The following is a 19,112-nucleotide window of genomic DNA, read 5'->3' on the forward strand; positions in this document are numbered from 1 at the left end:
AGGTAATGAGCGCCGAGGGCTTCCTTGAAGGCCGGCGGTTGCAGATGGCGCGGGGTGTGTTGCTGCAATGCATCATGGGCGGTTACCCGCCAGCGCGCTTTTATGGCAGTGACGATGGCGACTTGGCGTTGGTGGCCGATCCGCAGCAGATTCATCGCTTGCCGTGGAGCCATCCGCCACGCGCCTTGGCGATCTGCGATGCCGACGAGCTCAGCGGTGAAAGCTCGCCTTTGTCGACGCGTGGCCAGCTCAAGGCCGTGATCGCTCGGTATGCCGCGCTCGGGCTGGCGCCGGTCGTGGCGACGGAGCTGGAATTCTTTGTGTTCGCCCCCAATCCGGATCCTGCCCAGCCGTTCCTGCCGCCGGTGGGCCTGGACGGTCGACGCGAAGATGGCCAAGCGGCGTTCAGCATCAGTTCCAACAACGGCCTGCGTCCGTTCTTCGCTGAAGTTTATGAATGCATGGCGGCCTTGGGCTTGCCTCGCGACACGTTCATGCATGAAATGGGCGTCAGCCAATTCGAAATCAATCTGCTCCACGGTGATGCTCTGCTGCTGGCGGACCAGACATTCCTGTTCAAGCATCTGCTCAAGGAAGTGGCCCTCAAGCATGGCCTGACGGTGGTCTGCATGGCCAAGCCGCTGGCGCGGACGCCTGGCAGTTCGATGCACATTCACCAGAGTGTCGTCGAGCTGGACAGTGGTCGCAATGTGTTCAGCGACGAGGCGGGAGAGCCGACGGCAACGTTTCGGCACTTCATTGGCGGGCAACAGGCCGGCATGGCGGATTTCACCGCGCTGTTCGCGCCGAACGTGAACTCCTACCACCGCCTCTGCCATCCATTTGCCTCGCCAAACAATGCGTGCTGGTCCCATGACAATCGTTCGGCCGGATTGCGGATTCCTGCGAGTCCGCCGGTGGCCCGGCGGGTCGAGAATCGTTTGCCGGGAGCCGACGCCAACCCTTACCTGGCAATTGCCGCCAGCCTGGCGGCGGGGCTCCATGGCATAGAAAATCGCCTGGAACCGGGCGACGCGATCCAGGGTGAGTTCGAGGTGCCGGATAATCTGTCCTTGCCATGTACCTTGCATGCAGCCCTCGAACGTCTCAAGCGTAGCCACTTGGCGAAGGAACTGTTCGGTACCGAGTTCATCGAAGGCTACATTGCCTCGAAGACCCTGGAACTGACCAGTTTCTTTGACGAAATCACACCCTGGGAGCGGCGCGTCTTGGCGGCCCAGGCATAACGAACCGTCGCATTCGGGCTATCTTCGAACGATAGCCCTTACTCACCTCAAGGAGCCGCTCGGAACGCCGATGCGCCAAATCTGGAAACCTTTTCGAGCGCTTTATTTCGCCTCGCTGATGATGCTTATCGGCTCGGGCCTCTTGAGTACTTACCTGGCCCTGCGCCTGGCCGCCGACAACGTGGACAGCCTGTGGGTCGGTGCGCTGATGGCAGCGAACTACTTCGGCCTGGTGCTGGGCGGCAAGATCGGCCACCGCTTGATTGCCCGGGTCGGGCATATTCGCGCCTATTCGGCTTGCGCCGGGATCGTCGGCGCGGCGGTGTTGGGCCATGGCCTGGTGGACTGGCTGCCGGCCTGGATCGTGCTGCGGATGATTGTCGGCCTGGGCATGATGTGCCAGTACATGGTCATCGAAAGCTGGCTCAACGAGCAGGCCGATGCCAAGCAGCGCGGGGTGGTGTTCAGCGGCTACATGATCGCTTCGTACCTGGGACTGGTGCTGGGCCAACTGATCCTGGTCATGCATCCGGCCCTGGGACTGGAATTGCTGATGTTGGTGGCCTTGTGTTTCGCCCTGTGCCTGGTGCCAGTGGCGTTGACCCGGCGGATCCACCCGGCTCCGCTGCATCCGGCCCCCATGGAGCCGCGCTTCTTTATCAAGCGTGTGCCGCAGTCGCTGACCACGGTGTTGGGCTCCGGGCTGATCGTTGGCTCCTTCTACGGCCTGGCGCCGCTGTACGCCTCTCAGCAGGGCCTGAGCACCGAGCAGGTCGGCCTGTTCATGGGTTGCTGCATCTTTGCCGGCCTGCTGGTGCAATGGCCGTTGGGCTGGCTGTCGGATCGTTATGATCGAGCCCTGTTGATCCGCTGCTTCGCGCTGGCCCTGGTGGTGTGTGCATTGCCGCTGGCCATTTTGTCGAAGGTGCCGCTGGAAGTGTTGTTCGTCGCGGGGTTCTGCTGTTCGCTGGTGCAGTTTTGCCTGTACCCATTGGCGGTGGCGTTTTCCAATGACCACGTCGAAGGTGATCGCCGGGTGTCGCTCACCGCGATGCTGTTGGTGACCTACGGCGTTGGCGCGAGTATTGGCCCGTTGGTGGCGGGTGTGCTGATGAAGCTTTTCGGCAGCCAGATGCTCTACGGCTTCTTCGCGTTGTTCGCGTTGGTACTGGTGTGGCGGATTCGGCCGAAAGCGGTCACCAACTTGCACCAGGTCGACGACGCTCCGCTGCACCATGTGGCCATGCCGGACAACATGACCAGCTCACCGCTGGTGGCGTGCCTCGATCCGCGGGTCGACGAGCAGGTGGTGCAGGAGCAGATGCAGACGTCGCCCGATCCGGACGCCGAGGTGGAGCCAGAGCTGGAGCCGGTCACCGAAGACGCCGGTGACCAACCGCCACCGTCCGATTTCACCCAGGCCAGGCCATGAGTCCGGCATAAAAAAACGGGCAATCCTTGCAAGGGATTGCCCGTTTTTTTATAGCGCGCGAGAAACTCAGAAATCGTCTTTATCGAACCGGCGGGCTTCACGCTGCAATTGATACACGAACCGTTCAACCTGGCGCTGTACCAGGCCGCTGATATTGTGGAAGCGCACGCCAGCGAAGGTGGTGTTGATGCGCTCTTCGAAATGCAGGTAGCGCAGCTCCACGGGTGCAGTCATGTTGCCGAACGGCAGGGCGGCGATGAAGCGTTCATAAACCTGGCCCAGTTGCAGCCGCTCGGTGATGTCGCCGTCGAAGCGCAGCTTGCATCCGGTTGCGGAGATATCCAGCAGTTTGCCGTTGACCGGAGACTTGAGCTTGTCGCCACCCAGTTCCACGTTAACCAACTGCGCCAGTTTCAGTGCGGCCCGGAAGGCGTTGCGACGTTGGTGGTAAACCACTTCTTCAGGCAAGGCGCCGCGATAGCAGCGACCGTCGCTCGACTCTTGGATGGTCAGCGGACCGTTGCCTTCCCACGCAATGCGCACGCCGTCATGGAAACCCTCGACGCGAAACGGCTCGCCCGCCAGTAGGAAACGTTCACCGTCCCGAGGAATCATTTCGTCCAGGGCGATGGTGTTGCTGTCGCGATCGACATCCACCAGGTAGCTCTGGAACCGCTGGCTGCGCTCGTGAAAGGTGATGATCAGCGGGTCATGGCTGTCTTGCAGCATCCGCAGGTTGCCGGAGATTTCCAGAGGGGTGGTGAGGACCTTGGGTGGCTGCGGAGCATCATCCGCGTTTGAGGCATTGAACACGGTGGGTCAATCTCCAGGCAAAATACGACTACAAAGAGCCAGCATTTTGCCAGCATGTATCGCGCGTTGATAGTGCGCCGGCATCGTTCGCTTCATGCCTGGCTGAGCGGGCGGTGCTTGACCATTTTTGCGGTCGAGCCGCGGGCGTCATAGAGCGTCGGGATTTCGCCGCCGTTGAGAATGCGCAACTGATTGGCGGTGGCGGCCTGCTGCATCTGGATGGACTGGCCGTTTCGAGCGTTGGCGGCCTGGCATTGGTTGAGCAGGTCGTTGAGCACCGCGCTTTGCGACAACAGCTGATCGCCGATCGGCGATTGGCTGGCCAATTGCTCGAGGCCACTGTTATCGGCGGGCAGGTTGAGGCTGGCGAGAATTTCGCTGCGCTTGCGGCCATGCTGGTCGAGCAAAATGATCAATGCCTGTTTCTGCGCCAGAATGTTTTCCAGCAGCGGCATGTCCCGCCCGTGCAATGCCAGGGCTTCGGTCTGCAACAACTCCAGTAATTGTTGCGCTGGAGCGAAGTCGTCGGTGATCAGTTGCAATAAATGAGTGTCGTGCATGGCTGGCCTTGGGTCTTAAGCGTCCAAAAGCCTGGCGCAGGCGTTGGCCTAGCGCTGGGCTTCGAAGTTGAGCAGCTTGCTGGCTACACGGTTGCTGTCGACTTGATAGCTGCCATCGGCGATTGCTGCTTTCAACGCGGCCACGCGGGCGTTGTCGACGACAGGTTGATCGCGCAGCTTGTCAGTGACCTTCTGCAACTGTTGAGCCTCATTGCTGAGGTGTACCGACTCCCCGTTCTTGACAGTGGCGGCCTGGTCGGCTGGCTTGGATTTGTCGGTTTCGACGGTTTCCTTGCTGGCGCTGGTGCGCGTTGTGCCTGTCACGGGCGAGGAGCTGTTTAAACGATTGAAATCGATGACCATGGTAAAAAACCTCTGGGTATTTGGACGCTTGCCATGTTTTCGGCCATCCCCAAAAAAACTTTAGGCTCATTTTTTCAAATGAACGAGCGCACGTCTGCGCTTGCCCTGTACAAGGCACAGTCTAGGGAACACCGAGGTCAAGCGCCAGCCTGTCTACCCTCCTTGCGGCCTCTTACATAGCCACTTCTACCTGGCCAGGCGCTATCACCTGGGCCTTGATGACTCGCTGGGAGTTGAGGTTCTTTACCCGAATCTGTTCACGCATGCCGCCGTTGGCCAGGGCCTCGCCGGGCATCCGCACGGCCAGGGTTCCGCTGCGAGCGGTAATGACCACCTGGTCGCCCTTGCGAACCACTTCGGCCTGTTCCAGATGCACCTGGGTAATCACTTGGTCGGCGACCATTGGTCGGACAAGTTTCTGACCAATGGCCTCATCGACGGAGGTCAAGAAGCCCTGGCTGATCTGGCTGACGTCGCGTTCACGCAAGACCACGTCCTGCGGCTCGACAATCCCGGCGCGCTTGAGTGGACGAGTGGTGGTGACAATTTCCCGATACAGACGCACTTGAGCGGGCACGAACACGGTCCAGGGCGCCGCGCTGTCGCAACGAACCCTCACCGTGACGCGGCCCAGCGGCCGGGCCGGGCTCTCCAGCGAGGCAGTCAATTCCCTGTCACACATTGGCATGCGCAGGCGAGGGTCGAGCTGGTTGACTTCGATCTCGTAGCGACCTTCGGTTTGACTGGTTGCCAGGTAGTCTTCTACGGTGAACTCAAGAAAGCCCTGAGTGACGCCGATAAGGAGATCAGGCAAGGTTACAGCAGCAGCACCGACGGCAGGACCGCCAGACGCGAGCAGGCAGGCAGCCAGCAGTGCACCGAGCCAGTGGCGGCAGTGAGTGGTCAGGCGTCGAGAAAATGTCGTTTGTGCGTTCATGCCGGTTCAATAGCAAGCCCCGTGCCGTTTAGTGATGAATGCGCGACGGACACATTAGCGTGAGTAGGAGTCAGGGCATGGCGGGAGTGATGGATTCGGTAAACCAGCGCACACAGCTGGTGGGTCAGAATCGCCTGGAGCTGTTGTTGTTCCGTCTCGACGGCCAACAGTTATATGGAATTAACGTGTTCAAGGTTCGCGAAGTGCTGCAATGCCCTAAGCTCACCCTGATGCCGAAATCCAGTCCCGTCGTGTGCGGTGTGGCGAATATCCGGGGAGCGACCATCCCGATTCTCGACTTGGCGATGGCGACCGGTTCCGGCCGGTTGCTGGACCAGAGCAATCCGTTTGTGATCATCACCGAGTACAACACCAAGACCCAAGGGTTCCTGGTGCGGTCGGTGGAGCGCATCGTCAACATGAACTGGGAAGAGATCCATCCACCACCCAAGGGGACCGGCCGCGATCACTACCTGACGGCGGTGACCCGGGTTGATAACCAATTGGTGGAAATCATCGACGTGGAGAAGATCCTCGCCGAAGTGGCGCCGACCCCGGAGACCATTTCCGTTGGCGTGGTGGATGCCGAGACCCAGCACAAAGCAGTTTCCCTGCGTGTGCTGACCGTCGACGATTCTTCGGTGGCACGCAAGCAGGTTACGCGCTGTCTACAAACGGTCGGCGTCGAAGTGGTCGCCCTGAACGACGGACGGCAAGCGCTGGATTATCTTCGCCAGTTGGTCGATGAGGGCAAGAAGCCGGAAGAAGAGTTCCTGATGATGATCTCCGACATCGAGATGCCGGAGATGGACGGCTACACGCTGACATCGGAGATACGCAGCGACCCACGCATGCAAAAGCTGCACATCATCTTGCATACTTCGTTGTCCGGGGTGTTCAACCAGGCGATGGTAAAGAAAGTCGGCGCCGACGATTTCCTGGCGAAGTTCCGGCCCGATGACCTGGCTTCCCGGGTTGTCGAACGAATCAAGACAGCAGGCTAAAGGTCGGGCGCGTTGTGCGCCCGGCAAGTCAACACAGTGAAAAGAGGCGGTATCTTGTCTACGGGTAATTTGGATTTCGAACAGTTCCGGGTCTTCCTGGAAAAAGCCTGTGGCATCTTGCTTGGTGAAAACAAGCAGTACCTGGTGTCGAGCCGTCTCAATAAATTGATGGAACAACAGGGCATCAAGTCATTGGGCGAGCTGGTCCAGCGTATCCAGACCCAGCCGCGCAGTGGCTTGCGCGAAATGGTCGTGGACGCGATGACCACCAACGAAACCTTGTGGTTTCGCGACACCTATCCCTTCGAGGTATTGAAGAACAAGGTGTTGCCGGCGGCCATCAAGGCCAGTCCGGGCCAGCGCCTGCGGATCTGGTCGGCGGCCTGTTCGTCGGGGCAGGAACCTTATTCGCTGTCGATGTCCATCGACGAATTCGAGCGGACCAACATCGGCCAGTTGAAGGGCGGCGTGCAGATCGTCGCCACCGACCTGTCCGGGACCATGCTCAATAACTGCAAGACCGGCGAGTACGACAGCCTGGCCATCGGCCGCGGCCTGTCGCCCGATCGCCTGCAACGTTATTTCGACGCTAAGGGGCCCGGCAAATGGGTGGTCAAGGCGCCGATCAAGAGCCGCGTGGAGTTCCGCTCGTTCAACCTGCTGGACAGCTACGCCAGCCTGGGCAAGTTCGACATCGTTTTCTGCCGCAACGTGCTGATCTACTTCTCCGCCGAAGTGAAGAAAGACATCCTGCTGCGTATCCACAGCACGCTAAAGCCAGGCGGTTATCTGTTCCTGGGTGCTTCCGAGGCGCTCAACGGTTTGCCGGATCATTACCAGATGGTGCAGTGCAGCCCGGGAATCATTTACCAGGCGAAGTGATTGGCTTGGGTTGTAAAAAAACGGGAGTCCCAAGGGGCTCCCGTTTTTTTTCGGCAACGTCCCACCGTTTGGATCTCAATTGCGCCTGAGAAGCGGCAGAAAAGCGGCAGCCAGCGGAAACCGATTGCCGCTTTTCTGGCATTGCCGCCTTGCCGATCCTCGCAAAGCCCCGGTTTACGGGCTTCTTAAAAGTGGCACGACGCTTGCTAAAGCCTTCGTACGTACATTCTGGTCACCCAAAGGTTTCCGACATGAGCATCAGCTTCGATAAAGCGCTCGGTATCCACGAACAGGCCCTGAGCTTCCGCGCCCAGCGTGCCGAAGTCTTGGCCAACAACATCGCCAACGCCGACACCCCGAACTACAAGGCCCGTGACTTGGACTTTTCCAAGGTGCTCGCCGAGCAGAACGAGAAAACCAAGAACGGCCACTTCGCCTTGAACATGACCAACAGCCGTCATATCGAAGCCGAGGGCGTGGGCAGCGGCGACGAATCGTTGATGTATCGCACGCCGATGCAACCGTCGATCGACCAGAACACCGTGGACGCTCAACTGGAACAGTCCAACTACGCGGAAAACTCCGTGAACTTCCAGGCCAGCTTCACCCTGCTCAACAGTAAATTCAAAGGGCTGGTATCGGCCCTGCGTGGAGAGTAAGCCATGTCGATCGCGAGCGTTTTCAACATCGCCGGCAGTGCCATGAGTGCCCAGACCACTCGCCTGAACACCGTCGCCAGTAACATCGCCAACGCCGAGACCGTTTCGTCGAGCATCGACCAGACCTATCGCGCCCGCCACCCGGTGTTCGCCACCATGTTCCAGGGCGGCCAGTCCGGCGGCAGTGACTCGCTGTTCCAAGACCAGGACGCGGCGGGGCAGGGCGTACAGGTCCTTGGCGTAGTCGAAGACCAGAGCAACCTCGATGCACGTTATGAGCCAAACCACCCGGCCGCGGACGCCAAGGGTTATGTCTATTACCCGAACGTCAACGTCGTCGAGGAAATGGCCGACATGATTTCCGCCAGTCGTTCGTTCCAGACCAACGTCGAAATGATGAACACCGCCAAAACCATGATGCAGAAGGTCCTGACCCTCGGTCAGTGATAAGGGGCGAGTCACATGAGCGTCACCAACACTACCGGCGGTTTGAGCCTCAACGAGATTCTCGCCAACTCCTCGGTCAAGACCAACACCACGACCGATGGCCTGGGCGCGGCAACCAATGCGGCGAGCGGCAACCAGGAATTGGGCAAGGATGCGTTCCTGCAACTGCTCGTTACCCAGCTGAAGAACCAGAACCCGCTGGAGCCCCAGGACAACGGCGAGTTCGTTGCCCAGTTGGCGCAATTCAGCAGCCTGGAAGGCATCACCACGCTCAACGATACGGTTAGCGGCATCGCCGGCAACTACAACTCGTCCCAGGCGTTGCAAGCTTCGTCCCTGGTCGGGCGTTCGGTGATCGCTCCCGGCGACAAGGCTGTGGTCGACACGTCCAAGAGCTTCAACGGCACCGTGGTGGTACCGGCTTCGGTCTCTTCCGTCGCGGTCAAGATCATGGACAAGGATGGCAAGACCGTCCGCACCATTGACTTGGGCAGCCAGAATGCCGGCAAGTCCGCTTTTATCTGGGACGGCAAGGACGACGCGGGGAACACGCTCGAGTCGGGCACTTACAGCTTTGGCGCCTCGACCACCATTGATGGCCAGGCCACATCACTGATCACCAACCTGCCGGCCACGGTCAGCAGCGTGACGATCAGCCAGACGGGCGGTGAACTGATGCTCAACCTGGCCGGGCTGGGCAGCATTGCCCTGTCCAAAGTACAAACTATTGGTATGTAGAGCCGACTAACCGGCAAAAGGAGTCAACATGTCTTTCAACATCGGCCTTAGCGGTCTCTATGCAGCCAACAAACAGCTGGACGTGACCGGCAACAACATCGCCAACGTGGCGACCACCGGTTTCAAATCGTCCCGTGCGGAATTCGAAGACGTCTACTCGGCCACCAAGCTGGGTTCGGGCAGCAAGACCGTCGGCAACGGCGTGCGCCTGGCCAACGTTTCCCAGCAATTCGGCCAGGGTGACGTGAACAACACCGGCAACGTGCTGGACATGGGCATTCAGGGCCAGGGCTTCTTTGTCCTGAGCAACGACGGTTCCCTGAGCTACACCCGTGCCGGTACCTTCAAGACCGACAAGGAAGGTTTCATCACCAACAGTGATGGTACCGCGCGCTTGCAGGGTTATGGCGTGGATGCCAATGGCAAGATCCAGAACGGCATCCTGACCGACCTGCGTATCGACACCTCGAACCTGCCGCCGCAAACCACCAGCCTGGTTTCGTCGACGATTAACCTGAACTCGACGGCCCCGATTATCAACCAAGCGGCCCCTTACGTGTTCAACCCGGCCGATACAGCGACTTTCACCAAGCAATTCACCACGCCGATTTACGACACCCAGGGTAACCAGCATTCCATGGACCAATACATGGTCAAGACTGGCGAGAATGAATGGGATGTCTACACGCTGATCGACGGTCGTAACCTGGACGGTAGCTCGCCGACCGCTGCCGCTACCCTGGCGGTGCCTTCGACCATGAACTTTGACGCGAACGGCAGGTTGACCACGGTCACCACTCCACCCGCGACCACCAGTAGCGACTTGGAACTGGATGATTGGATCCCCGGCACCGTGACCAACGGTGTGTGGACCGCCAATGGTGCCGACGGCGCCGATACAATTACCATCTCCATGGCCAACACCACCCAGTTCAACGCCGACACGGCACGGTCGATTCCGACCCAGAACGGCTACGCCACTGGCCAGATCACCAACCTGACCATCGACGGCAGCGGTGTACTGCTGGCCAACTTCAGCAACAACCAGACCAAGCCGATCGGCCAGCTCGCGCTCGCCAGCTTCACCAACGAGCAGGGCCTGCAGCCGGTAGGCGGCACCGGTTGGAAGGAAACCTTCGCCTCGGGTATCCCGGGCTACGACGCGCCACAAACCGGCACCCTGGGTTCGATCGTCTCCAACTCCCTGGAAGAGTCCAACGTCAACCTGACCAACGAACTGGTCGAGTTGATCAAGGCGCAAAGCAACTACCAGGCGAACGCCAAGACCATCTCCACCCAGAGCACCATCATGCAGACCATTATTCAGATGGCTTGATGTCGAAGGTTGCTTGAAGCTGCACAAGAAGCCCCTCGAAAGAGGGGCTTTTTCATGAGCTTCAGTTTTGTATTGCTTGGGCCGGCCTCATCGCGAGCAAGCTCGCTCCCACAGGAGTACGCATTCCAATGTGGGAGCGAGCTTGCTCGCGATGAGGCCAGCCCAGGCGCCGAATTTTCTTCAGGCAAAAGAAAACCCCCGATAAACCAGCGGTCTATCGGGGGCTTCTTCAGCAGGCGTTTCGCAACACCTACCCGCTCAGCTTATTGGCAAGCTTCGCAATCCGGCTCGTCGATCGCGCAAGCCTTTGGCACGGGTGCCGGGCCTGCCGGAGCAGCCAGGACCGAGTCGTCGCCGTGGTTGCCGCCAGCGGAAACCGCGTTCAGCTTGCCGGTGTTGACGGTCGACTTCTCGGTGCTGGTCGCGGCCAGGGCACGGAGGTAGTAGGTGGTCTTCAGGCCACGGTACCAAGCCATGCGGTAGGTCACGTCCAGCTTCTTGCCCGAGGCGCCGGCGATGTACAGGTTCAGCGACTGAGCCTGGTCGATCCACTTCTGGCGACGGCTGGCGGCGTCGACGATCCACTTGGTGTCCACTTCGAACGCGGTGGCATAGAGCTCCTTGAGTTCTTGCGGGATGCGCTCGATCTGCTGCACCGAACCGTCGTAGTACTTCAGGTCGTTGATCATGACCGAGTCCCACAGGCCGCGGGCCTTGAGGTCGCGAACCAGGTACGGGTTGATCACGGTGAATTCGCCCGACAGGTTCGATTTCACGTACAGGTTCTGGTAGGTCGGTTCGATCGACTGCGACACGCCGGTGATGTTGGCGATGGTGGCGGTCGGTGCGATGGCCATGATGTTCGAGTTACGGATGCCTTTCTGCACACGGGCGCGAACCGGTGCCCAGTCCAGGGTTTCCTTCAGGTCGACGTCGATGTACTTCTCGCCACGCTGGGCGATCAGGATCTGTTGCGAGTCCAGCGGCAGGACGCCCTTGGACCACAGCGAACCCTGGAACGTCTCGTACGAACCGCGCTCGTCGGCCAGGTCGCAGGAAGCCTGGATCGCGTAGTAGCTGACCGCTTCCATGGACTTGTCGGCGAACTCGACGGCAGCGTCCGAACCGTACGGAATGTGCTGCAGATACAGCGCATCCTGGAAGCCCATGATGCCCAGGCCGACCGGACGGTGCTTGAAGTTCGAGTTCTTCGCTTGCGGCACCGAGTAGTAGTTGATGTCGATCACGTTGTCGAGCATGCGCACGGCGGTGTTCACGGTGCGTTGCAGCTTGGCGGTGTCCAGCTTGCCATCGACGATGTGGTTCGGCAGGTTGATCGAGCCCAGGTTGCAGACCGCGATCTCGTCCTTGTTGGTGTTCAGGGTGATCTCTGTGCACAGGTTCGAACTGTGGACCACGCCCACGTGCTGCTGCGGGCTGCGCAGGTTGCACGGGTCCTTGAAGGTCAGCCATGGGTGGCCGGTCTCGAACAGCATCGACAGCATCTTGCGCCACAGGTCTTTGGCCTGGACGACTTTGAACAGCTTGATCTTGTTGTACTCGGTCAGGGCTTCGTAGTACTCGTAGCGCTCTTCGAAGGCCTTGCCGGTCAGGTCGTGCAGGTCCGGCACTTCGGATGGCGAGAACAGGGTCCACTTGCCGTCATCGAAGACGCGCTTCATGAACAGGTCAGGGATCCAGTTGGCGGTGTTCATGTCGTGGGTACGACGACGATCGTCACCGGTGTTCTTGCGCAGCTCGATGAACTCTTCGATGTCCATGTGCCAGGTTTCCAGGTAGGCACAGACCGCGCCCTTGCGCTTGCCGCCCTGGTTGACCGCAACGGCGGTGTCGTTGACCACTTTGAGGAACGGCACGACGCCCTGGGATTTGCCGTTGGTGCCCTTGATGTACGAGCCCAATGCGCGAACCGGGGTCCAGTCGTTGCCCAGGCCACCGGCGAATTTCGACAGCATGGCGTTGTCGTGGATCGCGCCGTAGATGCCCGACAGGTCATCCGGAACGGTGGTCAGGTAGCAGCTCGACAGCTGTGGACGCAGGGTGCCGGCGTTGAACAGGGTCGGGGTCGAGGCCATGTAGTCGAAGGACGACAACAGGTTGTAGAACTCGATCGCGCGGTCTTCACGCTGTTTCTCTTCGATCGCCAGGCCCATGGCCACGCGCATGAAGAAGATCTGCGGCAGTTCGAAACGCACGCCATCCTTGTGGATGAAGTAACGGTCGTAGAGGGTTTGCAGGCCCAGGTAGGTGAACTGCTGGTCGCGCTCGTGGTTGATCGCCTTGCCGAGTTTTTCCAGGTCGAATTCGGCCAGGACAGGGTTCAGCAGTTCGAACTCGATACCCTTGGCGACGTAGGCCGGCAACGCCTTGGCGTACAGGTCGGCCATTTCGTGGTGGGTCGCGCTCTCGGCGACTTCCAGGAAGCTCAGGCCTTCGGCGCGCAGGGTGTCCATCAGCAGGCGGGCGGTGACGAACGAGTAGTTCGGCTCGCGCTCCACCAGGGTCCGCGCGGTCATCACCAGTGCGGTGTTGACGTCCTTCAGGGCGACGCCGTCATAGAGGTTCTTCAGGGTTTCGCGTTGGATCAGGTCGCCATCGACTTCTTCCAGACCTTCGCAGGCCTCGGTGACGATGGTGTTCAGGCGGCCCATGTCCAACGGCGCCAGGCTGCCGTCGGCGCGTGCGATGCGGATCGAAGGGTGGGCCTGGACCGGTGCGTCGGCAGGGGAGCGGGTAGCACGTTCCTTGGCGCGGGAGTCACGGTAGATCACATAGTCGCGAGCCACTTTCTGCTCGCCGGCACGCATCAGCGCCAGTTCGACCTGGTCCTGGATTTCTTCGATGTGGATGGTGCCGCCCGACGGCATGCGACGCTTGAAGGTCGCGGTGACCTGTTCGGTCAGGCGGGCCACGGTGTCATGGATTCGCGACGAGGCGGCAGCGGTGCCGCCCTCAACTGCGAGGAACGCTTTAGTGATGGCGACGGTGATCTTGTCATCGGTGTAGGGAACGACAGTGCCGTTACGCTTGATCACGCGCAGTTGGCCCGGCGCGGTGGCGGACAGATCCGGGCTCGAATCGGTGGCCAGCGGCGCGGTGCCCTGCGGGTTCTCGCGAGTTGTGTCGGTGTGCATGGGTGTCTCCACGTTCTCTATGTTTATTTGGGCACCATCACGGTGCCCACCGTTCCGTCCTGAAGCACTACAACCGACTGGCGCCGGGTATAACAACTTCGGGACAGTAGGACGCGGGCCTCTGGCGTCGCGTCCATCCGAAGTTCTTGGGTTGCGAGCCTGGGCTCGAAACCGGGTTTGCCAAGGTGGCAGCAAAGGACTGCAACACCCGTACCGTTCCGGTCGGTTTCGACCTGGGAAACGGTTGCCATCCGCAGCGGCGGTCTGGACTGGGAAAACTACGGTGTTGCAGGAGGACAGAGGCAAGAAAAGCGCTTGAATTCTCTATCCGACTTGTGTTTGGTTTTTGGCCTGAAACCCTACATGTAGGGTTTTTTACGCGGCGGGCTACAAGATAATGCGTTTTTGGACATGAATCAACGTGCTACCTGTGGATAAGCCTGTGCGTAATTTGTGTGCGAAACGTGGAACTGCTCTGTAGGCCGCGACCTAGCTGGAGCGAGCCTTTTTTCATCGATTTTGACGACTCGAAAACAGCCCGGAGTTTTTTGCGGGCGCGGACGTTACCACACAAATCCAGCCTGACCGAATGCATTTGTCCGCTTGTTTTCTGCGCAGGTCGCGTTTATACAATCGGCCGGTGCGTGGGCGTGTTTATCCTCCTTTGATATGACAAAAGATGGAGGGGCGGTAGTCATTGTGGGAGCGAGCTTGCTCGCTCCCACAGGGTTCGCGTTTATCCTTCCTTAATATGTACAACAAGACGAGGCCCCCCAGTGGAACAAGAAGCCTGGCAGATATTGATCGTCGAGGATGACCAGCGTCTGGCCGAGCTGACCCGCGAGTACCTGGAGAGCAATGGCCTGCACGTCGCCATCGAAGGCAACGGCGCGGTGGCGGCGCAACGGATCATCGACGAGCAGCCGGACCTGGTCATCCTCGACCTGATGTTGCCTGGCGAAGACGGCCTGAGCATTTGCCGCAAAGTGCGCGAGCGCTTCAACGGACCGATCCTGATGCTGACGGCGCGTACCGATGACACCGACCAGATCCAGGGCCTGGACCTTGGGGCCGATGACTACGTCTGCAAGCCGGTGCGCCCACGCCTTTTGCTGGCACGCATCCAGGCCCTGTTGCGGCGCAGTGAGCCGGAACCGCCGGTGCCGCAGAAACCGCGGCGCCTGGAATTCGGCCCGCTGGTGGTGGACGACGCCTTGCGTGAAGCCTGGTTGCAGGGCAACGGTATCGAACTGACCAGCGCCGAATTCGACCTGTTGTGGCTGCTGGTGTCCAACGCCGGGCGCATCCTGTCCCGGGAGGAAATCTTCACCGCCCTGCGCGGCATCGGCTACGACGGTCAGGATCGCTCCATCGATGTGCGCATCTCGCGCATCCGTCCCAAGATTGGCGACGACCCCGACCATCCACGACTGATCAAGACCATTCGCAGCAAAGGCTACCTGTTCGTGCCTGAAGCTTGCGTAGACGCCGCTCCGTGAACTCGATCTTCCTGCGTATCTATGGCGGCATGTGCGCGGCCCTGGTGTTGGTCGCGGTACTTGGCGTACTGGCGCTGCACCAGCTTAATCAGACGCGCGCCGAGCAGTACCGCGAGCGCCTGGCGCACGGGACGTTTTCCTTGATGGCCGACAATCTGCGGCCGATGAATGACACCGAGCGCCGTCGAGCGCTGGCGGTGTGGGCGCGTCTGCTGGGCATTCCGCTGGAACTGCAGGTGCTCAGCCAGGGCGACCTCGACCTGGGCCAGCGCACCCGCGTATTGCGCGGGCAGGTTCTGGTGGAGCAGACCGGCCCCCACGCGGCCAAGGTCTATCGGCTGGTCAGCGATGGCGAGCAGTTGACGTTGGTAGGCGAAGTTCGCCAGATCAGCGAGCAATTGGCCCGGGCGACGATCTACTTGTTGGCCGACGAGCTGGTGCGCTACCCCGTGGCGGAGCAGCCCGAGCGGCTTGCGCAACTCAAACAGGAAAAGGGCTTCGGTTTCGACCTGCGCCTGATGACCGTCGACCAGGCGGACATGGACGAAGACCAGCGCCGGCGGGTCTCCGAGGGCGACACGGTGATGGCGCTGGGCAAAGGCGGCGACTCGATCCGGGTGTTCGCCGGGATGGTCGGCACGCCGTGGGTCCTTGAAATCGGACCGTTGTACCAGATGAATCCGTATCCGCCCGAATGGCTGGTGCTGATCGCGGCGCTGGGCTTGAGCCTGATCGGCTTGATCGTCTACCTGCTGGTGCGTCAGTTGGAGCGACGCTTGCGCGGCCTGGAATCAGCCGCCACCCAGATTGCCCAGGGCAGCCTGGAAACCCGCGTACCGGCTCGGGGCGCCGATTCGGTGGGGCGTCTGGCTGCTGCGTTCAATGGCATGGCCGAGCACTTGCAGCAATTGTTGGCGATCCAGCGGGAGCTGGTGCGCGCGGTGTCCCACGAATTGCGCACGCCGGTGGCGCGCCTGCGCTTCGGCCTGGAAATGCTCGGTAGCGCCAGCACGCCCGCGGCCCGGGATAAATACCTGGCCGGCATGGACCACGACATCGAAGACCTGGATCGCCTGGTAGACGAGATGCTGACGTATGCGCGCCTGGAGCAAGGCTCGCCGGCGTTGAATTTCCAACGGGTGGACCTGGATGCGCTGGTCAATCAGGTCATAGAAGAGTTGGGACCTTTGCGCGCCGGGATCACGGTGGAGCGTGGCCTGTGCCTGTCCGCCGCCGATTGCGACGGCGCCTGGGTCGAGGCCGAGCCGCGTTTCCTGCATCGCGCCCTGCAGAATCTGGTGGGCAATGCCATGCGCCATGCCAAATCCCGGGTCACTGTGAGTTACCAAGTGGGCCAGCTGCGCTGCCGGGTCGATGTCGAGGATGACGGGCCGGGCGTGCCGGAGGCCGCATGGGAGCGGGTATTCAAGCCGTTCCTGCGCCTGGATGACAGCCGGGCGCGGGCGTCGGGGGGACACGGGTTGGGGCTGTCGATCGTGCGGCGGATCATCCACTGGCATGACGGACGCGCGCTGATCAACAGAAGCAAAAGCCTGGGCGGGGCGTGTTTCAGCTTGAGTTGGCCGAGGCATCAGGATCGGTCCTGAAAGGTACGGCGCTCCAGATGCTACAAGTCTCGGGCCTCGATCCCCACCAGGCTCAGCAACTGCCCATCCTTCACCCCAAACTGCCCTTGCAATTCGCTGCCATGACGCCACTCGGGCGACAGGTCGGTCAGTAGCCGCAGGCGCACTTGGCCGTCGTGGGACCACTCCAGGACTTCGGCATGCTCGAAATAGAAACGCTGCCCGACGATCGGGTACAGCGCCTTGAACAGGCTTTCCTTGACCGAAAAAGTCAGCGTAACCAGCAGCGCCCGGTCGTCGTGCGCAACGGTCGCCATGCGTAGCAGTTCAGCGGGGGTGAGGATCTCACCCGCCAGGCGCTCGGCACGTTCGGGGTCGAGCAGGTTCTCCAGGTCCATGCCCAGCCCTTGCCAGCGTCGTTTTTGCGCGACGATGGCCGCCGCCCGGCCGGTACTGTGGGTAATCGAACCGCTGACATGGGCGGGCCACACCGGGGCGCGGTCTTCGCCGATGGCAGGAACACACGCCATTCCGTCAAGCTTATGCAAGGCCGCCCGGGCGCAGATTCGCCCGGCGAGGAATTCCGCCTGGCGCTTGGCAACCGAGCGTTGGATGCTCGCCGGCGGTTCAATGGCGCTGTCCGGGAAATCAGTCGCGACGAGCAGCAGCGGATCGAAGCGAGTACTGAGCAGCACGGTATCGGACAGAGCGTCGGGCAGCAGCCAATGATCGTCCAGAGGCGAGCAGCAGGCGGGCAGGGCGGGGATTGGGTTCATGCCGGGCATTTTGCCGGGTTGGCTGGGAGCTGGATAGTGGGAGAGACTCGAGCGGGATGGCTTTTATGGCGAGGGAGCAAGCTCCCTCGCCATAGGCATGGTATGTACTAGAAAATCTTCTTGAAGAACTTCTGCATATCCGCCCACGATTTCTCATCGGCCGCCTTGTTGTAACCGATATCCGGCCCGCCATGCTCGCCGTGGCTCAGGCGATCGGCGTCGGGGTTGCTGAAGCCGTGCTTGGCGCCGTCGAGGCTGACGAACTCATACTTGGCGCCGGCCTTGTCCATCTCGCTCTTGAAAGCGGTCACGTTGTCTTCGGTGACCATGCTGTCCAGCGCGCCGTGCTCCACCAGGATCCTGGCCTTGACGCTGCCGGGGGTGGCCGGCGTGTTGGTGACCAGGGCGCCGTGGAAACTCACCACGCCGGCCAGCGGAACGCCTTGGCGCGCGGCGTCCAACACCACCTTGCCGCCGAAGCAATAGCCGATGGCGGCGAGTTTGTCAGGATCGGTCTGGGGTTGTTTCTTCAAGAGGTCGAGCCCGGCCTGGAAGCGCGCGCTGGCAGCCTTGCCGTCCTTGAGCGCCGCCTGCATGAAGGCCAGGGCGTCCTTGGGGTGCTCGGTGTTCTTGCCGTCGCCGTACATGTCGATGGCCAGGGCACTGTAGCCCAGGCCGGCCAGGTCACGGGCGCGACGCTTGGCATAGTCGTTCAGTCCCCACCATTCATGCACCACCACCACGCCCGGGCGCGGGCCCTTGATCGCATCGTCGTAGGCGTAATAGCCGACCAGCTTCGTGCCGTCGGCGCTGGTGTAGGGAATCTCCTGGGTCTGGATGGCGGCGTGGCTTGCGCCACTCAAGGCCAGAAGTACAACAGCAAGCAACCTGCGCATGATCGATCTCCTTAAAAAAGTGGTGCACACAGACTAGCCGATTCATTCAGCCCAGGTTCAGAGAACGTTCAAGAGGTGTTCAGGGAGCAATGGCTATCGTGGCGGCGACTTCACACAACCATCGCTTCAAAAGGAACCTGATCATGACCCATATGAAAACACTGCTGCTGGCCTTCACCGTGTTGGGTGCCAGCGCCATGGCCCACGCCGATGACAACTTCGCCAGCCTGACCCTCGGCCAGACCAGCGACAAGGTCAAGAAGTCCAGCGCGCTGGACCAGAACCTGAACAACCCGAATGCAGACGGCGTGATCGGCAAGGACACCACCTACGGCCTGCGCCTCGGCCGGCAGAACGAGCAAGGTCGTTACTACGCCACCTATGACAACGTGTCGGGCAGCCACAACGGCATCAAGCTGCGCCAGGAAAACCTGCTGGGCAGCTATGACGTGTTCTATCCAGTCACCAGCAGCACCAAACTGTTCGGCGGTGGGACGGCGGGCCTGACCAAATTGACCCAGGACTCGCCAGGCTTCAGCCGCGATACCGATATCGGTTACGCGGTGGGTTTGCAAGGCGGCGTCCTGCAACAAATTTCGCAAAACACCTCGGTGGAACTGGGGTACCGTTACCTTCGCAGCAATGCCAGCACTGAAATGAGTCCGCACGGTGGCGCCAAGGTCGGTTCGCTGGACCTGACCAGCAGCGCCCAGACCTACCTGTCGGCGAACTACACGTTCTAGGCGGCAGGAGATGGAAACGTGCAGCCGGGTCGGCCCAAG

18 protein-coding genes are annotated in these 19,112 nt (G+C 60.8%); 11 read left to right on the forward strand and 7 right to left on the reverse strand.

What is annotated here, in order from left to right:
- The first annotated feature begins 5 nt into the window (after positions 1-5).
- Together J3P79_RS06975 and J3P79_RS06980 are read left to right on the forward strand one after the other, a co-directional pair.
- Entirely contained in the window at positions 6-1,247 is a 1,242-nt protein-coding gene (locus J3P79_RS06975) for a glutamine synthetase family protein (RefSeq protein WP_434611386.1), read from the forward strand.
- 70 nt (positions 1,248-1,317) lie between these two features.
- Entirely contained in the window at positions 1,318-2,679 is a 1,362-nt protein-coding gene (locus J3P79_RS06980; RefSeq protein WP_434609229.1) for an MFS transporter, read from the forward strand.
- 66 nt (positions 2,680-2,745) lie between these two features.
- Here the strand turns inward: J3P79_RS06980 and J3P79_RS06985 are convergent, their stop codons facing one another.
- The 4 genes from J3P79_RS06985 to flgA all read right to left on the reverse strand — a co-directional run bounded on the left by J3P79_RS06985 (position 2,746) and on the right by flgA (position 5,352).
- Entirely contained in the window at positions 2,746-3,492 is a 747-nt protein-coding gene (locus tag J3P79_RS06985) for a flagellar brake protein (protein ID WP_039591875.1), read from the reverse strand.
- A 92-nt stretch (positions 3,493-3,584) separates the two neighbouring features.
- The gene (locus tag J3P79_RS06990; protein ID WP_039591876.1) at positions 3,585-4,052 is read right to left on the reverse strand and encodes a flagella synthesis protein FlgN; all 468 of its coding nucleotides are present in this window, start codon (positions 4,050-4,052) and stop codon (positions 3,585-3,587) included.
- 48 nt (positions 4,053-4,100) lie between these two features.
- Positions 4,101-4,415, reverse strand: coding sequence for a flagellar biosynthesis anti-sigma factor FlgM (gene flgM / locus J3P79_RS06995; protein WP_039591877.1), 315 nt, complete (start codon positions 4,413-4,415; stop codon positions 4,101-4,103).
- Between the two features lie 172 nt (positions 4,416-4,587).
- The gene (gene flgA / locus J3P79_RS07000; RefSeq protein ID WP_434609232.1) at positions 4,588-5,352 is read right to left on the reverse strand and encodes a flagellar basal body P-ring formation chaperone FlgA; all 765 of its coding nucleotides are present in this window, start codon (positions 5,350-5,352) and stop codon (positions 4,588-4,590) included.
- Positions 5,353-5,429: 77 nt separating this feature from the next.
- On the opposite strand from flgA, the gene J3P79_RS07005 reads away from it, so the two are divergent.
- The 6 genes from J3P79_RS07005 to flgE all read left to right on the forward strand — a co-directional run bounded on the left by J3P79_RS07005 (position 5,430) and on the right by flgE (position 10,418).
- Complete coding sequence (locus J3P79_RS07005; RefSeq protein ID WP_434609233.1) at positions 5,430-6,356, forward strand: chemotaxis protein CheV; 927 nt, start codon at positions 5,430-5,432, stop codon at positions 6,354-6,356.
- A 54-nt stretch (positions 6,357-6,410) separates the two neighbouring features.
- On the forward strand, positions 6,411-7,238 hold the full coding sequence (gene cheR / locus J3P79_RS07010) for a protein-glutamate O-methyltransferase CheR (RefSeq protein WP_434609234.1): 828 nt from the start codon (positions 6,411-6,413) through the stop codon (positions 7,236-7,238).
- A gap of 251 nt (positions 7,239-7,489) precedes the next feature.
- Positions 7,490-7,897: a flagellar basal body rod protein FlgB gene (flgB, locus tag J3P79_RS07015; RefSeq protein WP_039591881.1), complete on the forward strand. Its 408-nt coding sequence runs from the start codon at positions 7,490-7,492 to the stop codon at positions 7,895-7,897.
- Between the two features lie 3 nt (positions 7,898-7,900).
- Positions 7,901-8,344 (forward strand): flagellar basal body rod protein FlgC, encoded by a 444-nt coding sequence (gene flgC / locus J3P79_RS07020; protein WP_186615025.1) that lies wholly within the window; start codon positions 7,901-7,903, stop codon positions 8,342-8,344.
- Positions 8,345-8,359: 15 nt separating this feature from the next.
- Positions 8,360-9,082 (forward strand): flagellar hook assembly protein FlgD, encoded by a 723-nt coding sequence (gene flgD / locus J3P79_RS07025; RefSeq protein WP_434609236.1) that lies wholly within the window; start codon positions 8,360-8,362, stop codon positions 9,080-9,082.
- A 28-nt stretch (positions 9,083-9,110) separates the two neighbouring features.
- The gene (flgE, locus tag J3P79_RS07030; RefSeq protein WP_434609238.1) at positions 9,111-10,418 is read left to right on the forward strand and encodes a flagellar hook protein FlgE; all 1,308 of its coding nucleotides are present in this window, start codon (positions 9,111-9,113) and stop codon (positions 10,416-10,418) included.
- 263 nt (positions 10,419-10,681) lie between these two features.
- On the opposite strand, the gene J3P79_RS07035 is transcribed toward flgE, so the two are convergent.
- Entirely contained in the window at positions 10,682-13,573 is a 2,892-nt protein-coding gene (locus J3P79_RS07035; protein WP_434609239.1) for a ribonucleoside-diphosphate reductase subunit alpha, read from the reverse strand.
- Between the two features lie 776 nt (positions 13,574-14,349).
- On the opposite strand from J3P79_RS07035, the gene J3P79_RS07040 reads away from it, so the two are divergent.
- Positions 14,350-15,072 carry a response regulator gene (locus J3P79_RS07040; protein ID WP_434609241.1) on the forward strand — a complete coding sequence of 241 codons (723 nt, stop codon included), beginning with the start codon at positions 14,350-14,352 and terminating at the stop codon, positions 15,070-15,072.
- A complete protein-coding gene (locus J3P79_RS07045; protein ID WP_434609243.1) occupies positions 15,069-16,679 on the forward strand; it encodes an ATP-binding protein in 1,611 nt (536 codons plus the stop codon). Before J3P79_RS07040 ends, J3P79_RS07045 begins: the two co-directional genes overlap by 4 nt.
- A gap of 20 nt (positions 16,680-16,699) precedes the next feature.
- Here J3P79_RS07045 and J3P79_RS07050 read toward each other — a convergent pair whose 3' ends face one another.
- On the reverse strand, positions 16,700-17,434 hold the full coding sequence (locus J3P79_RS07050) for a 4'-phosphopantetheinyl transferase family protein (protein ID WP_434609246.1): 735 nt from the start codon (positions 17,432-17,434) through the stop codon (positions 16,700-16,702).
- A gap of 107 nt (positions 17,435-17,541) precedes the next feature.
- Complete coding sequence (locus J3P79_RS07055) at positions 17,542-18,330, reverse strand: dienelactone hydrolase family protein (RefSeq protein ID WP_434609248.1); 789 nt, start codon at positions 18,328-18,330, stop codon at positions 17,542-17,544.
- A gap of 143 nt (positions 18,331-18,473) precedes the next feature.
- Here J3P79_RS07055 and J3P79_RS07060 point away from each other — a divergent pair, with 143 nt between their 5' ends.
- Positions 18,474-19,073: a hypothetical protein gene (locus J3P79_RS07060; protein WP_434609250.1), complete on the forward strand. Its 600-nt coding sequence runs from the start codon at positions 18,474-18,476 to the stop codon at positions 19,071-19,073.
- Positions 19,074-19,112: the final 39 nt, after the last annotated feature.

Source organism: Pseudomonas sp. R1-7, assembly GCF_051132105.1.
In the GTDB taxonomy this organism is placed as follows: Bacteria; Pseudomonadota; Gammaproteobacteria; order Pseudomonadales; family Pseudomonadaceae; genus Aquipseudomonas.